At 68.1% G+C, this 14,489-nt stretch carries 14 protein-coding genes and 1 other RNA gene; 7 read left to right on the top strand and 8 right to left on the bottom strand.

The features are described 5' to 3' along the window. Positions 1-205 precede the first annotated feature (205 nt). From J5J86_RS00210 to J5J86_RS00195, 5 genes are all read right to left on the bottom strand, one after another. Positions 206-1,030, bottom strand: coding sequence for a TIGR00282 family metallophosphoesterase (locus J5J86_RS00210; protein ID WP_209102921.1), 825 nt, complete (start codon positions 1,028-1,030; stop codon positions 206-208). Between the two features lies 1 nt (position 1,031). Next, the gene (locus J5J86_RS00205; RefSeq protein WP_209102920.1) at positions 1,032-1,628 is read right to left on the bottom strand and encodes a 5-formyltetrahydrofolate cyclo-ligase; all 597 of its coding nucleotides are present in this window, start codon (positions 1,626-1,628) and stop codon (positions 1,032-1,034) included. Positions 1,629-1,657: 29 nt separating this feature from the next. Further along, positions 1,658-1,813: non-coding RNA, 6S RNA (gene ssrS / locus J5J86_RS24650), on the bottom strand. Positions 1,814-1,919: 106 nt separating this feature from the next. Further along, positions 1,920-2,303, bottom strand: a complete 384-nt coding sequence (locus J5J86_RS00200; protein ID WP_209102919.1) for a cell division protein ZapA — start codon at positions 2,301-2,303, stop codon at positions 1,920-1,922. A 2-nt stretch (positions 2,304-2,305) separates the two neighbouring features. Beyond that, on the bottom strand, positions 2,306-2,608 hold the full coding sequence (locus tag J5J86_RS00195; protein ID WP_209102918.1) for a DUF4164 family protein: 303 nt from the start codon (positions 2,606-2,608) through the stop codon (positions 2,306-2,308). A 186-nt stretch (positions 2,609-2,794) separates the two neighbouring features. Here J5J86_RS00195 and J5J86_RS00190 point away from each other — a divergent pair, with 186 nt between their 5' ends. From J5J86_RS00190 to J5J86_RS00160, 7 genes are all read left to right on the top strand, one after another. After that, positions 2,795-3,346 carry a DUF3828 domain-containing protein gene (locus J5J86_RS00190; RefSeq protein WP_209102917.1) on the top strand — a complete coding sequence of 184 codons (552 nt, stop codon included), beginning with the start codon at positions 2,795-2,797 and terminating at the stop codon, positions 3,344-3,346. Positions 3,347-3,552: 206 nt separating this feature from the next. After that, complete coding sequence (tkt, locus tag J5J86_RS00185) at positions 3,553-5,544, top strand: transketolase (protein WP_247657819.1); 1,992 nt, start codon at positions 3,553-3,555, stop codon at positions 5,542-5,544. A 124-nt stretch (positions 5,545-5,668) separates the two neighbouring features. After that, positions 5,669-6,676 carry a type I glyceraldehyde-3-phosphate dehydrogenase gene (gene gap, locus J5J86_RS00180; protein ID WP_209102915.1) on the top strand — a complete coding sequence of 336 codons (1,008 nt, stop codon included), beginning with the start codon at positions 5,669-5,671 and terminating at the stop codon, positions 6,674-6,676. A 21-nt stretch (positions 6,677-6,697) separates the two neighbouring features. Continuing rightward, complete coding sequence (locus J5J86_RS00175; protein WP_209102914.1) at positions 6,698-7,888, top strand: phosphoglycerate kinase; 1,191 nt, start codon at positions 6,698-6,700, stop codon at positions 7,886-7,888. 76 nt (positions 7,889-7,964) lie between these two features. Then, positions 7,965-8,990, top strand: a complete 1,026-nt coding sequence (locus J5J86_RS00170; protein WP_209102913.1) for a class I fructose-bisphosphate aldolase — start codon at positions 7,965-7,967, stop codon at positions 8,988-8,990. A 259-nt stretch (positions 8,991-9,249) separates the two neighbouring features. Continuing rightward, a complete protein-coding gene (locus tag J5J86_RS00165; protein WP_209102912.1) occupies positions 9,250-9,891 on the top strand; it encodes a thiamine phosphate synthase in 642 nt (213 codons plus the stop codon). Further along, complete coding sequence (locus J5J86_RS00160; protein WP_209102911.1) at positions 9,888-11,030, top strand: tetratricopeptide repeat protein; 1,143 nt, start codon at positions 9,888-9,890, stop codon at positions 11,028-11,030. Before J5J86_RS00165 ends, J5J86_RS00160 begins: the two co-directional genes overlap by 4 nt. Positions 11,031-11,053: 23 nt before the next feature. Here the strand turns inward: J5J86_RS00160 and J5J86_RS00155 are convergent, their stop codons facing one another. From J5J86_RS00155 to J5J86_RS00145, 3 genes are all read right to left on the bottom strand, one after another. Next, on the bottom strand, positions 11,054-11,647 hold the full coding sequence (locus J5J86_RS00155) for a nucleoside 2-deoxyribosyltransferase (RefSeq protein WP_209102910.1): 594 nt from the start codon (positions 11,645-11,647) through the stop codon (positions 11,054-11,056). A 92-nt stretch (positions 11,648-11,739) separates the two neighbouring features. Then, complete coding sequence (locus J5J86_RS00150; protein ID WP_209102909.1) at positions 11,740-12,237, bottom strand: peptide deformylase; 498 nt, start codon at positions 12,235-12,237, stop codon at positions 11,740-11,742. A gap of 965 nt (positions 12,238-13,202) precedes the next feature. Then, entirely contained in the window at positions 13,203-14,447 is a 1,245-nt protein-coding gene (locus J5J86_RS00145; protein WP_247657815.1) for a penicillin-binding protein activator, read from the bottom strand. Between the last annotated feature and the right edge of the window lie 42 nt (positions 14,448-14,489).

The raw sequence follows: 14,489 nt of genomic DNA, 5'->3' as shown, positions 1-14,489 counted from the left end.
CTCCGGGTTTTTGGGGCGGCCCCGCGCACCGCCTCATGCGGCGCCGCCCGGGCCGGCCTGTTGGTGTTGCATGCTCGCTCGGGGCCAAGGGGCCAGGGGGATTGCCCCGCGCGGCCCGGTCAGCGTCCGTGGCGCCTTATAGGGCGGCGGGCGGGGAAAGGGCAAGGAAGCCCTGCTTGCCCTTTTGTCGGCGCACCAAGGCGCCTCAACTCTCCCAGAAGTCCGGGCGCGCGGGGCTGAGCGATCCACCGATGCGCACGGGGGCCACCTTCACGGCAAGGCCGGTGGCATTGTCCGTCTCCACCGCCACGCCCGCGAGGGTGGCCGGTCCCGCGGCGGGCTCGAACCGGCCGGCACCGATCTTGCGGGTGAAGCGGCGCAGCGGCTCCTCCTTGTCCATGCCGATCACGCCGTCATAGGCTCCGCACATGCCGACATCGGTGAGAAAGGCGGTGCCGCCGGAGAGGATGCGATGGTCGGCCGTAGGCACGTGGGTGTGCGTGCCCACCACCAGGCTCGCCCGGCCATCGCAATGGAAGCCGAAAGCCTGCTTCTCGGAAGTGGTCTCGGCGTGGAAGTCCACCACCACCGCATCCACCATATGACCCAGGTCCGCCCCATCCAGCAGCCGGTCCACAGCGGCGAAAGGATCGTCGAGGGGATCCATGAAGGTGCGGCCCATGACATTGGCCACCAGCACGCGAGCGCCGTTCTTGGCCTCCACCAGCACCGCGCCCCGTCCCGGCGTTCCGGCGGGGTAGTTGGCGGGGCGCACCAATCGGTCCACCCGCTCAATGAAGACCAGGGCTTCGCGTTGGTCGAAGGCGTGGTTGCCGAGCGTCACCGCATCGGCACCGGCGGCACGCAGATCCTCGTATATGGCCTCTGTGATGCCGAAGCCGCCAGCGGCATTCTCGCCATTGACCACCACGAGGTCGAGCTTCCAGCCGGAAACGAGGCCGGGCAGATGGTCGGTGACGGCCTCGCGGCCGGGGCGTCCGACCACGTCGCCAAGGAAGAGAATGCGCATGCTACTCGCCGCAGGTGAAAACGCCTTCTTCCGTTATCATCCCGTCCACCCTCTCGTCATGGGGTTCGGCGGGAACTTGCTCCACTTCCTGGCAGGCGAACGCAAGGCCGAACGCCCGCACCGGCCCACGCGCCCGCAGCAGAGCCAAGGTCCGGTCATAATGGCCGGCGCCATAGCCGATGCGGTAGCCGCGACGGTCGAAGGCGGCCAGCGGCACGATAAGGTCTTGCGGCACCACTTCCGGCTGGAGGGCGGAGGGGGTGGGGATGCGATAAGCGCCCACCGGTTCCAGCACGTCGCCCGGCCGCCAGCGGCGGAAGAGGAGGGGGGAGGCGCGGTCCACGACCACCGGCAGCGCCACCTCGGCGCCGGCCTCCCACAAGGCGGCGGCGAGGGGAGCAGTGTCGATCTCGTCGCGGAAGGGCGCGAACAGGGACACGATCCGCCCCGCCACGGGACCCAGGAGCGCGGGCGCGTTGCCGGCGGCGAGGACGGAAGCGGTGGCGCGGGCATCCGCCCCCATGGCGGCCCGGCGCTTCAGCACCTCTGTGCGCAGGCGCGCCTTTTCGGCGGCGTCGGAGGGCGGCAAAGCGGTCATGGATCGGGTGACGCGAAGGGGAGGAATGGGGCGGAGCCGCAAAAGCCGTCGGAGGTCGATCCCGGGAAACCTACAACGTAGGTGGGCGCCGTTTGTCCAAGCCCAGGGGCGAGGTCAGGAACAGCTCCCTTAAGGATCGATAAGGCCCCGGGGAAAAGTCTCCAAAACGAACCCCACAGCCCCGCCTTGAGACCAATGTAGGGGCGAATGGCCCGACGCGCCAGGGGAGAGGAGGTCACGTCCCCGCAATTTGCCGGCCGACAAAGGGAAGGCCTGGTGCGGGTGCCGCGCTCAGCCCATCCCGATGGTGGTGACGGGCGCGGGGGAAATGTCGCGGGCGAGGCGTTCCAAGCGTTCGGCCACCTCGTCGATGGTGCGGGCGACGGCCTCTTCGCCCGCTTCCAGGCGGGCGAGGGCGGAGGCGCGGGCATCGCGCTGGCCTTCCAGGTCGCTCTCCAGCGCGCGGATGCGGGCACGGGCTTCGTACAATTCGTCAGCGATGGTCACCGCCGCCATGACGGTGAGCCGCTGGTCGCCGATTTCCCCGAAGGCGGTGCGCAACTGGCCGATGCGGCTGTCAATGTCCTTGGCGAGGCGCATCAGGTGTTCTTCCTGACCCTCGTCACACGCCATCCGGTAGTGACGGCCCGCAATGTTGACGCTCACCTGGGCCATATTCATCCACCGTGGGTGGCGAGCACGTCGCGGATGGTGCCCATGGCCACGTCGAGCCGACGGCCCACCTCCTGGCCGACTTCGCCGAGGGCTTGCGACTCCTCGCGGGCAGCATCCAGCTCGGCGGCGAGCCGGGCGCGGTCATTGCTCATGGCGTGAAGCTGGGCCAGCAGGGCTTCCTGATGGCGATCCATGTCCTTGCGCCGATCCAGCGCCGCGGTCAGCGCGTCCAGCGCGGCGTGCAGCCGCTGGGTGGCAGCTTCGATCGGACTGGGGTCCGGGGCGCGGTGCTTCAGAGCATACATGGCGTGAAGTGTATCCGAGTCGAGGCCGAAGCGACCAGTTGTTCATACTTGTCAACGCATAAATGATCCTTAATCCGTGCGGAGCAGCATTGCGGTCGACGCATGGGAGGGGCCGTCGGCGGTGGGGTCGGCGGGAAACCTATGTCCGGCAGGCCGTTGACGGGGAGATGGGACGTGGAGAGGCGCGTGGTCCTGCACAAGGTTCGGGGTGTGGACGGCTGGGGACGGGCGGTTCGGGTGCTTTTCGCACCCTGGGGCCTGATGATGGCGGCGCTCCTCGGCGCCCTTCTCATCACCGTGCCGCCGCTTGCGGCGGTGGCGGCCCCAGCCTCGGGTGGCGCGCCCGACATGGTGGTCCGCGACATCTACAAGCATTATCTGGAGACGGAGCCCGAGCGGCTCATCCCTTTTGACTATACAGCAGCCTCAACCACAAAGGCCTATTTCGACGCGGCCTTGGCGAAGCTGTTGGTGGCGGACGGAAAGCGGGCCGAACCCCGGCTCGACTTCGACCCCTTCGTGGACGGGCAGGACTTCGAGATCGACAAGGTCTCGCTCGCCACCACCGCCATCAGCCCCAAGGAGGCGACGGTGACCGCCCGCTTTCTGAATTTCGACGAGCCCAAGCTCATCACCTACAAATTGGTCATGACAGCCAATGGATGGCGCATAGCTGACGTGCAGTGGGACGGAGCGCGGGAGAGCCTGAGGACCCTGCTCGGCACCGCAAGCCGTTGAGGTCAGGCTGAAATGCCACGCTGCGGCGCAATGCGGGACGCCGCGGCGCGGCATGAAGCGAAAAGATGCACTTGACGTTCGCCTCGCACTGCGTTTGACACCCCGAGCGGCGCTGCTATCACTGCCGCCGCTGGGGCATGGCCGGACCGGCCGCGCCCCTTCTCGTGGTGCACAAAGCGCGCGTGCGCGCCGGAGACAAGTTCCGAATGGCCAGCCGAACTCAGCATGACCGCATGGCCAACGCCATCCGGTTCCTTGCCATGGATGCGGTCGAGGCCGCCAATTCCGGCCATCCGGGCCTGCCCATGGGGGCGGCCGACATCGCCACGGTGCTGTTCTCCAAGGTTCTGAAGTTCGATCCCTCCGCCCCCAAATGGGCGGACCGCGATCGGTTCATCCTGTCCGCCGGCCACGGCTCCATGCTGCTTTATGCGCTGTTGCACCTGACCGGCTTCAAGGACGTGACCATTGAGGAGTTGAAGCGCTTCCGCCAGCTCGGTTCGCTCACCCCTGGCCATCCTGAGAATTTCGTCACCACCGGTATCGAGACCACCACTGGGCCGCTAGGCCAGGGCATCGCCACCGCGGTGGGATTTGCCATGGGCGAACGCCTGATGGCCGCCCGCTTCGGCGCCGAAGTGGTGGACCATCACACCTACGTGCTCGCCTCCGATGGCGACCTCATGGAAGGCATCAGCCAGGAAGCGGTGGAGCTCGCCGGCCACCTAAAGCTCGGCAAGCTGATCGTCCTGTGGGACGACAACCGCATCTCCATCGACGGCGCCACCTCGCTGTCCGGCTCCACCGACCAATTGGCGCGCTTTGCCGCCTCGGGCTGGGACGTGACCCGCGTGGACGGCCATGATCCGGATGCCATCTTCGCCGCCATCGTCGCCGCCAAAGCCACCGGCACGCCGAGCCTGATCGCCTGCCGCACCACCATCGGCTTTGGCTCGCCTGCCAAGGCCGGCTCCGAGAAGTCCCACGGCTCGCCATTGGGCGCCGCCGAGATCGAGGCCACCCGCAAGGCGCTGAATTGGGAAGCCGGCGCGTTCGAGATTCCCGCAGACGTGGCGCAGGCCTGGGCCGAGGCGACCGCCCGCGCCGCTTCTGCGCGCGCCGAGTGGGAAAGCCGCGTGGAGGCCCTGCCCGCCGACCAGAAGACCGAGTTCCTGCGTCGCATCGCCGGCGAGCTGCCGGCGCAGGCGCTCGCCGCCGCCATCCGCGCGGTGAAGGAAAAGGCGGCTGCCGAGGGCGGCGCGGTCGCCACCCGCAAGTCCTCCGAGATCACGCTGGACGCCATCACGGTGGCGGTGCCCGAAATGCTCGGCGGCTCGGCCGATCTCACCGGCTCCAACAACACCCGCGCCAAGGGTCAGATGTCCGTCACCCCCGACGACTTCTCCGGCACCTTCGTGCATTGGGGCGTGCGCGAGCACGGCATGGCCGCGGCCATGAACGGCCTCGCCCTCCATGGCGGCGTCATTCCCTATTCCGGCACCTTCCTGGTGTTCTCCGATTATTCCCGCCCCGCCATCCGCCTCGCGGCGCTCATGGGCGAGCGGGTCATCCATGTGCTCACCCACGATTCCATCGGCTTGGGCGAAGACGGCCCCACCCATCAGCCGGTGGAGCACCTGGCGGCGCTGCGTGCCATTCCCGGCCTCCTGGTGCTGCGTCCCTGCGACACGGTGGAGACCGCCGAGTGCTGGGAGATCGCGCTGAACGCCAAGGAACGGCCGAGCGCGCTCATTCTCTCGCGCCAGAACCTGCCGATCCTGCGGCAGGCGGATGCGGCCAACCGCGTCGCCGAAGGCGCCTATGAGATCGCCCCTGCCTCCGGGGAGGCGCAGGTCTCGCTGTTCGCCAGCGGCTCCGAGGTTTCGCTCGCCATGGCCGCGCGCAAGCTCCTGGAGGACAAGGGCGTGCCCACCCGCGTGGTGTCGGTGCCCTCGTTCGAGCTGTTCCTCGCCCGCCCCGCTTCCGAGCGCGCCGCCGTGATCGGCACCGCGCCCGCCAAGGTGGGCGTGGAGGCCGCCATCCGCATGGGCTGGGACGCCATCATCGGCTCGGATGCGGCCTTCATCGGCATGTCGAGCTTCGGGGCGAGCGCCCCGGCCAAGGAACTTTTCAAGCATTTCGGCATTACGCCGGAGGCGGTTGCCGATGCTGCGCTGGCGCAGCTGAAGCAGGACTGAGGTTCAAGAGGCGGCCGGGCCTTCGGGCTCCGGCCGCTTTCGCATGTGAGAGGGGCGCGCCAGATGCGCCCGCGGGATCGATAATCGGACGGCCGGCCTTGAGGGCTGGCGCATGGAGGAAGACATGACGGTGAAGGTGGCCATCAACGGGTTCGGTCGCATCGGGCGCAACGTGCTGCGCGCCATCATCGAATCGGGGCGCACCGACATCCAGGTGGTGGCCATCAACGACCTCGCCCCGGTCGAGACCAATGCCCATCTCCTGCGCTTCGACAGCGTGCACGGCCGCTTCCCCGCCACCGTGACGGTGGATGGCGACACGCTCGTGATCGGCGAGAACCGCATCAAGGTCACCGCCGTGCGCGATCCCGCCCAGCTCCCCCACAAGGATCTCGGCGTCGACATCGCGCTGGAATGCACGGGCATCTTCACCTCCAAGGACAAGGCCTCGGCCCATCTGACCGCCGGCGCCCGCCGCGTGCTCGTATCGGCCCCTGCCGATGGCGCCGACATCACGGTCGTCTATGGCGTGAACCACCAGAAGCTCACCGCCGACCATGTGGTGGTGTCCAACGCCTCCTGCACCACCAATTGCCTCGCCCCCGTGGCCAAGGTGCTGAATGACGCGGTTGGCATCGAGCGCGGTTTCATGACCACCGTGCACTCCTACACCAATGACCAGCCCTCGCTGGACCAGGTGCACAAGGACCTCTACCGCGCCCGCGCGGCGGCCCTGTCCATGATCCCCACCTCCACCGGCGCCGCCAAGGCGGTGGGCCTCGTCCTGCCCGAACTGAACGGCAAGCTGGACGGCGTGTCCATCCGCGTGCCCACCCCGAACGTCTCGGTCATCGACCTGAAGTTCGTGGCCAAGCGCTCGACCACGGTCGCCGAGATCAACGCAGCCATCAAGGCGGCGGCCGAGGGCGAGTTGAAGGGCGTGCTGGGCTATACGGAGCAGCCCAACGTCTCCATCGACTTCAACCACGACCCCCACTCGTCCACCTTCCACATGGACCAGACCAAGGTCATGGATGGTACGTTGGTGCGCGTCATGTCCTGGTATGATAACGAGTGGGGCTTCTCGAACCGCATGTCCGACACCGCGGTCGCCCTCGGCAAGCTCGGTTGATCGGACGGGGAGGGCGCCATCATGACCGCTTTCCGCACCCTCGATGACGCCGATCTCGCCGGCAAGCGCGTCCTGGTCCGGGTGGACCTGAACGTGCCCATGGACGGCGGGCGCGTCACCGACGACACCCGGATCCAGGCGATCCTCCCCACCTTGCGCACCATTTCCGAAAAGGGCGGGCGGGCCATTCTGCTCGCCCATTTCGGCCGGCCTAAGGGTCGCGATGCCAGCCAGTCCCTGGCCTCCGTTGTGCCGGCGCTCTCCGCGCGCCTCGGCCGGCCGGTGAACTTCTTCGACGATTGCGTCGGCCCCGAGGCCCGCAAGGCGGTCGACGGCCTCGCCAATGGCGACGTGCTGCTGCTGGAAAACACCCGTTTCTATGCGGGCGAGGAAAAGAACGCGCCGGACTTCGTGTCCGAGCTCGCCCAGCTGGGCGACCTCTATGTGAACGATGCCTTCTCCACTGCCCACCGCGCCCATGCCTCCACCGAGGGGCTGGCCCATAAGCTGCCGGCCTTTGCCGGGCGCTCCATGCAGTCCGAGCTCGATGCCCTGACCAAGGCGCTGGAAGCGCCCGAGCGTCCGGTGCTCGCGGTGGTGGGCGGTGCCAAGGTGTCCACCAAGCTGGAACTGCTCGGCAATCTCACCGCGAAGGTGGATGTGATCGTCATTGGCGGCGGCATGGCCAACACCTTCCTCGCGGCGCAGGGCCACGGGGTCGGCAAGTCCTTGTGCGAGCACGATCTCGCCGCCACCGCCCGCGACATCATGGAAAAGGCGGCCGCGCGCGGCTGCGAGATCATCCTGCCCGTGGATGCGGTGGTGACCACCGAGTTCAAGGCGCATGCCCCCCATCGCGTGGTCGGCCTCGACGAGGTGAAGGCGGACGAGATGATCCTCGATGCCGGCCCGGCGACGGTGGCTCGCGTGAAGGAGAAGCTCGGCCAGGTGAAGACGGTGGTCTGGAACGGCCCCTTCGGCGCCTTCGAGCTGCCGCCCTTCGATGCTGCGACGGTCGCGGTGGCGCAGGCGGTGGCGGAAGCCACCAAGGCCGGGCGCCTGCTCTCGGTTGCCGGGGGCGGTGACACAGTGGCGGCGCTCAACCATGCCGGCGCGGCGGGAGACTTCTCCTACGTGTCCACGGCGGGCGGCGCCTTCCTGGAATGGCTCGAGGGCAAGGCCCTGCCGGGGGTCGAGGCGCTGCGGCGCTGAGACTTCCGTTTGATCCTGATCAGACTTGAAATCGAACGGGCTGCGGCCCGGTTTCCCAACAGAGGGGTGAAGACAGATGAGTGCTGCTGAGCTCGACGCGATCGCGCAGAAGATGGTGGCTGACGGCAAGGGCATCCTGGCCGCTGACGAGAGCACCGGCACCATCCAGAAGCGCTTCGACGCCATCGGTGTTCAGAACACCGAGGACAATCGCCGCGACTATCGCGAGCTGATGTTCCGCACCAGCGCGGCCATGCAGGACTATATCTCCGGCGTGATCCTGTTCGACGAGACCATCCGCCAGAAGGCCAAGGACGGCACTCCCCTGGTGGACCTCATCACCGCCGCCGGCTCCATCCCCGGCATCAAGGTGGATGCGGGTGCCAAGCCCCTGGCCTTCTGCCCCGGCGAGACCATTACCGAGGGGCTCGACGGCCTCGGCGGCCGGCTGAAGGAATATTACAAGCTGGGCGCCCGCTTCGCGAAGTGGCGGGGCGTGATCGACATCGCCGCCGACATCCCCAGCTATACCGCCATCCGCGCCAATGCCCATGCGCTGGCCCGTTATGCGGCGCTCTGCCAGGAAAACAACATCGTCCCGATCGTGGAGCCGGAAGTCCTCATGGACGGCGACCATGACATTGAGCGTTGCTATGCGGTCACCGAGTGGACGCTGAAGACCGTCTTCGAGGAGCTGTACTACCAACGCGTCCGCCTCGAGGGCATGGTGCTGAAGCCCAACATGATCGTGCCGGGCAAGAAGTCCGCCAAGAAGGCCTCGGTCGAGGAAGTGGCCGAGAAGACCGTGCGCGTGCTGAAGGCCTGCGTGCCGTCCTCCGTGCCCGGCATCGCCTTCCTCTCCGGCGGCCAGTCCGACGAGGAGGCCACCGCCCACCTCGACGCCATGGTGAAGCTGGGCGGCCTGCCCTGGAAGCTCACCTATTCCTATGGCCGCGCCCTCCAGGCCGCCCCGCAGAAGGCGTGGTCCGGCAAGGCCGAGAACGTGGCCGCCGCCCAGGCCGCCTTTACGCACCGCGCGCGCATGAACTCGCTGGCCGCGCTCGGCCAGTGGTCGGCGACCGAGGAAAAGAAGGCGGCGTGATTTCGGCGGCGCCGGCTTCGGCTGGCGCCCCGCACCCTCCCATAAGCCGGCCCGCCGCGCCTCTGGCACGGCGGGCTTCTTTTTGCCCACAGGCGTCGCCACTCCGGTCGCCAAAAAAGCCTGCCGCGTTTTCGCCGGCTTCCTGTCGCCCGATGGAGCATGCTCTGGAGCCCCGCGGGCTCTGGCTCTATAGGAAGCGGAAGGATGGATGCTCCATCGATTCCGGCATCGGCAGCAGGACGCGGATCGCGCACGACCCATGACGAACACATCGCCTGAAGATCGGGCCCGGCTGATGCTGGTTCTGCCCGCCGCCCTGTCACCGGATGACGTCGCGTCGCTGGTGGCTGCGGGGGACGTGGCCGCCGTGGTGGCGCAGACGGACACGCGCTCCGGCGCCAATCCGCTGCCGAACGAATCCCGCCGCCTCGCCGCCTTGGCCGGCCCGGTCCAGGCGGCAGGCGCTGCCTTGCTGCTGGAAGGGTTGCCTGAAATGGTGGCGGAGTCGGGTGCCGATGGCGCGCACGTGCGGGGCCAGCCCGCCTTCCAGGCGGCGGTCAAGCGCCTGAAGCCTGACTTCATCGCGGGCGCCGGTGGCCTCACCACCCGCCATTCTGCCATGGAGGCGGGGGAGGGCGGGGCCGACTATGTGCTGTTCGGCGATGCCGGCTTGCCTTTTAACGAGACGTTGGAGCTTGTTCGCTGGTGGGCGGACCTGTTCGAGGTGCCGTGCGTGGGCGTGGCCGAAACCGAGGATCAGGCGGCGGCCCTGGCACAGGCAGGCGCGGACTTCGTGGCGCTGTCGGGTGTTTGGCTCTTGGATCGGGAAGCCGCCGCCATGGTCGCCCGGATGGATGCGGCGGTGGCAGTGGCTGCCCGCGCGGCGCAGGCGGTGCCATGACCGGGTGCCTTTTCACGCTTTCCCGCCCGCCATCGCTGCTGGTGGTGGCGCTTGTCCTGGCGCTGCCTTGTCTCAGCGCCCCCGCGCGAGCGCAGACGGCACCTGACGCGGACAAGGCGCCCGGTACCCCCGTGCAGAGCCAGGCCATCCAGCCCCCGCCTTCTCCCTACCCCACTTTGCCGCACGTACCAGGCGTATCCAGCGCCGCAACGATTCCGCTTGCGGCCAAGTCCACCTTGCCCAATCTGGCCGGTGCCCCCTCCGCCACGGGCCCGGCTAAGGGCGACGTCGCCTTCGGCGCCTATCAGGCTGGCCATTACATTACGGCAGCGCAGGAGGCGGTGAAGCGCCTGCAGGCCGGCAATGACCCGGCGGCGCTGACGCTTCTGGGCGAACTCTATTCCCGCGGCTTTGGCGTGCCCTATGACCCGACCAAGGCCGCCGACTACTATCGTCGTGCGGCGGGCGAAGGCGACACCAACGCCATGTTCGCCTTGGGCATGGCGAGCCTGACCGGCCAGGGCGTGCCGCAGAGCGACATCGAGGCTGCCAGCTGGTTCGAGAAGGCCGCGCGCAAGGGCCATGCTGCCGCCGCCTACAATCTGGGCCTGCTCTATCTCCAGGGGCGCGGGGTGCCGCCGGAAATGGGCACTGCCGCGACTTGGTTCAAGCAGGCGTCCGACGCGGGCGTCTCCGATGCCCAATACGCCCTCTCCGTGCTGCTGCGCGAGGGCAATGGGGTGCCACCCAACAAGCCGGAAGGCATTCGCCTGCTGGCTGCGGCTGCCCTGCAGGACCATGTGACGGCCCAGGTGGAACTGGCCATCGCCCTGTTCAACGGAGATGGCGTGCCCAAGGACGAGCAGGCTGCTGCTCTGCTGTTCCGCAAGGCAGCCCTAGGCGGCAATGCCATTGCCCAGAACCGCTATGCGCGGTTGCTTTCCGTGGGGCGTGGGGTGCCGCAGGACAAGCCGGCAGCGGCAAGCTGGCACCTCCTGGCTAAGAGTCGCGGGCTGGGCGATGTCTATCTGGACGGGGTGGTCTCTTCCCTCACGCCTGAGGAGCGCAAGAATGCGGAAGCCATCGCCCGGAAATGGGCCGTGACGACGCCCGGCGCGACCGCACTTCAGACGCCGTGAGATGCCACGGTCAGACGCCGCGCCTACCAGCCGATCAGCCGCGGCACAATGAAACTCGCCGCCGCTGCGATCAGCATGGCCACGCCGACCTTGAACGCCAAATCCAACCGGGTGATGGCCCGCACCGGCGCCGGATGCACGAGGCCCTCCGCTGCCGCCGCAATGGCGGCCTCCGGGCTGTCATGCACCACCGCATCCGGACCGCAGATCATGAGATTTTCCGTCTGCCCGAAATCCTCAACCAGATGCCCGTTTTCGTCACGCCAGCCGTCCGAACCGCATATGGCGGCAACGCGCTCGCGCATGGCGCGCGTGTCCGCCGACCATAGATGCACGCGTTTTCCTCGTGCCTGGGCATAGCCGATCTCCCAGGCCGTACCGGGATCCATATGGGCACCCCGGAAGGGGGAGATGTTGGCGACAAGGGCATCCGCCCGCTCTATTCCGGCTATGCAGCGGGACCGGATGGCAACGGCCGTTTCCCCCTCGGGCGGGGCACCGTCAAGGGGATAAAGGCCAGACAGCCCGGCTGCCGTGCAGAGGGCCTTTAGACGTTCGCCCTCGGAAAGGGCATCGGGCCGGAAAACCTCCGGACCGGCAAGATAGATGACAGGCATCCCTTCTTTTCGCACGGCACCCGGCGCACGCAAAGGCCGGGATATGGCGGGGCGAAGCGGACTTTCGCCAAGCATGGTTAAGCGACGGCTCCTCACCGCACCTGGAGCTTGGCAAATCGCTTCACTGCCCGATCCCGCTTCAGGCGTGACAGGCGCTGCAGCCAAAAGATGCCATCCAACTGGTCGATCTCATGCTGGAGGCAGACGCCAAGCAGGCCATCCGCTGTAATTTCCTGCGCCGCCCCGTCAAGATCCTGGTAGGCGACCCGCACTTGCGCCGGTCGCTCCACCTCTTCGGCGATGCCGGGCATGGAGATGGATCCCTCGGTATGGCTCACAAGGTCCCCGGACACAGCCAGCACCCGCGGGTTGGCGAGCATGCGAACGGGATCACCGGATCCAAGGTTCAGCACAACGAGACGCACCAACTCGCCCACATGCGGCGCGGTGATGCCGATGCCAGGAGCGGCCCGCACCGTATGGAGCAGGTCCTCCGCCAAGCGCCGAAGCGTGTCGTCAAACGCGGTGACGGGCACCGCCGGGAGGCGAAGTCGCGGATCAGGAAAGAAGACGAGGGGCCGGATCGCCACGGCAATCTCCGCGGATGGGGGAACGGCCCGCCAGATGGAACCGGCGGGACGTGGAAGGGTCTCAAAAGCAGGGCCGTAAATTTCGATTCTCCCTGCAAACCTTGCCCCTTGGCCAGGGGAGCTGCCCAAAAAACCACACGTCATCCACAGCGCGAACCCTTGAGCCGCCGAACTTTTCGGCATTTTCCGTCATGCCACGTTCATTTTTTCGGCGAAGCCCGTGTTGACACCCTGAAAGTGGGGTCCTATAAACCGCCCATCAACGACGGGCTGCGGCCGCGAGTTCAGCGGCTGGTTCGGCGGGAGAGGGGGCCGGTTCCGCCGGGGGAGAGGTTGGGATGACGGACGCCCATCGCGGCCAGAGCCACCGCCCCGACCGGGCGCACCAAAGTCCCCTCTCCCGCAACGCGGGGGAGGGAGAGGGAGGGGGCAAAGAGCCAGCGGCTGGGCGCAGACTGGGGGAAGAGGACGCTTCACCGTCCGCCATTCCCCCTCCCCAACCCTCCCCCGCTTTGCGGGAGAGGGGGCCGGTTCCGCCGGGGGAGAGGTTGGGATGACGGACGCCCATCGCGGCCAGAGCCACCGCCCCGACCGGGCGCACCAAAGTCCCCTCTCCCGCAACGCGGGGGAGGGAGAGGGAGGGGGCAAAGAGCCAGCGGCTGGGCGCAGACTGGGGGAAGAGGACGCTTCACCGTCCGCCATTCCCCCTCCCCAACCCTCCCCCGCTTTGCGGGAGAGGGGGCCGGTTCCGCCGGGGGAGAGGTTGGGATGACGGACGCCCATCGCGGCCAGAGCCACCGCCCCGACCGGGCGCACCAAAGTCCCCTCTCCCGCAAAGCGGGGGAGGGATAGGGAGGGGGCAAAAGGCGGGAGGGAGCGAAAGGCGCGGGATGGAGCACCAGCATGGACGCAGGACCAACAGGGGAAACCCCAGCGATCCGCGCCCGCCGCGGATGGATCGCGCCTCAGAAGCTGCGCGGCGCCGGGCTCACCACCTGGACGCTGCCGGCCTTGATCTCCATCACCGCCAGGCCCCGCTCATTGGTGCCATCGGGGCGGAAGCGGAAGATGCCGTCCACGCCGTTGAAGCCGGAAGGGTTGGTGAGCGTCACGTCGGTGAGGCCCTCCGCGCCCTGGGACCGGACGATTGCGGAGACGAGGGACACCGCATCATAGGACAAGGTGGCCGTGCGCACGGGATCGGTGCCGTAGCGACCGCGATAGCGCTGGGAGAAGGAGCGCCAGCCATTGGCGTCGGCGCCGGCGAACTGCGCGCCGTCCATCTGCGGATTGGAGAAAAGGCGCGGATCGTCCCAAAGGCCTGTGCCCAGCGGGCGCACCTTCTTCAGGTCCACCCCGGCGGCCGCCAATTGCTGCACCACCTGGGGCACATTGTCTGCGGTGTCGGGAATGAAGACCGCATCCGCCTGCCCGGCGGCGGCGGCCACCTTGCGCACCGCATTGCCGAGGCGGTTCGCATCCATGGAATAGCGCTCCAGCGCCACCACGCGCCCGCCGGCGGCCGAGGCCGCCTGCTGCAACGCGCCTTCCGCCACCGCACCATAGGCATTGTCGGGAATGAGGCCGATGAAGGAGCGCCGGCCCTGGGAGGCGGAATAGCGGACGATGCGGTCCACATCGCTCTGTGGCAGGAAGCTCAGGAGATACACGCCGGCAGTGGCCACATTGGTGTCGGTGGAAAAGGCGATGACGGGAATGCCGCGCGCCCGCGCCACCTGCCCCGCCGCACCCACCGAATGGGCAAAGAGCGGCCCCAGAATGATCCGCGCGCCCTCGTTCACCGCCGCCTCGGCCGCCGCGCGGGCGCCCTGGCTGGTGCCGCCATCATCTTTCACCAGCAAGGTGATGGGCGGCTGACCGGTCTCCGCCAAGGCGAGCTCGGCGGCATTGCGCATGGACTGGCCCACCGCCGCCGCATTGCCCTGGGCGCCCAAAGGCAGGATGAGCGCCACGGGCGGGCCGGAGGAAATGGGCTGGGCGGCGACGGGAGCCGCCAGTTCGGCGGCGCTGGGTGGCGGCGTGGGCCTGGAGCCCATGTCGCCGGCGCAGGCCGCAAGCAGCGCAGCGCTCGCCACGGAGCCCCCCAGTTGCGCCGTCCGGATGAGAAAGGTGCGGCGGGAAGAAGAGAGGCTTTCGGTGTCCAGTCCCTCGCGCGTGACGCGAACCGAACCATGCGCGAGATCGTCCACCCGTTCTTCTCCCTCTGGCTGGGGCGCTTGTGCGTGGGGTCC

Origin of the sequence: Aquabacter sp. L1I39, assembly GCF_017742835.1 — a bacterium.
Lineage (GTDB): Bacteria > Pseudomonadota > Alphaproteobacteria > Rhizobiales > Xanthobacteraceae > L1I39.
This window is presented reverse-complemented; position numbering and strand designations above follow the sequence as displayed.

Excerpts from the sequence above, each read along its gene's own strand:
- J5J86_RS00210 (WP_209102921.1), bottom strand. The coding sequence starts at position 1,030 with ATGCGCATTCTCTTCCTTGGCGACGTGGTCGGACGCCCCGGCCGCGAG.
- J5J86_RS00205 (WP_209102920.1), bottom strand. The coding sequence starts at position 1,628 with ATGACCGCTTTGCCGCCCTCCGACGCCGCCGAAAAGGCGCGCCTGCGC.
- J5J86_RS00200 (WP_209102919.1), bottom strand. The coding sequence starts at position 2,303 with ATGGCCCAGGTGAGCGTCAACATTGCGGGCCGTCACTACCGGATGGCG.
- J5J86_RS00195 (WP_209102918.1), bottom strand. The coding sequence starts at position 2,608 with ATGTATGCTCTGAAGCACCGCGCCCCGGACCCCAGTCCGATCGAAGCT.
- tkt (WP_247657819.1), top strand. The coding sequence starts at position 3,553 with ATGGCCAGCCGAACTCAGCATGACCGCATGGCCAACGCCATCCGGTTC.
- gap (WP_209102915.1), top strand. The coding sequence starts at position 5,669 with ATGACGGTGAAGGTGGCCATCAACGGGTTCGGTCGCATCGGGCGCAAC.
- J5J86_RS00175 (WP_209102914.1), top strand. The coding sequence starts at position 6,698 with ATGACCGCTTTCCGCACCCTCGATGACGCCGATCTCGCCGGCAAGCGC.
- J5J86_RS00170 (WP_209102913.1), top strand. The coding sequence starts at position 7,965 with ATGAGTGCTGCTGAGCTCGACGCGATCGCGCAGAAGATGGTGGCTGAC.
- J5J86_RS00165 (WP_209102912.1), top strand. The coding sequence starts at position 9,250 with ATGACGAACACATCGCCTGAAGATCGGGCCCGGCTGATGCTGGTTCTG.
- J5J86_RS00160 (WP_209102911.1), top strand. The coding sequence starts at position 9,888 with ATGACCGGGTGCCTTTTCACGCTTTCCCGCCCGCCATCGCTGCTGGTG.
- J5J86_RS00155 (WP_209102910.1), bottom strand. The coding sequence starts at position 11,647 with ATGCCTGTCATCTATCTTGCCGGTCCGGAGGTTTTCCGGCCCGATGCC.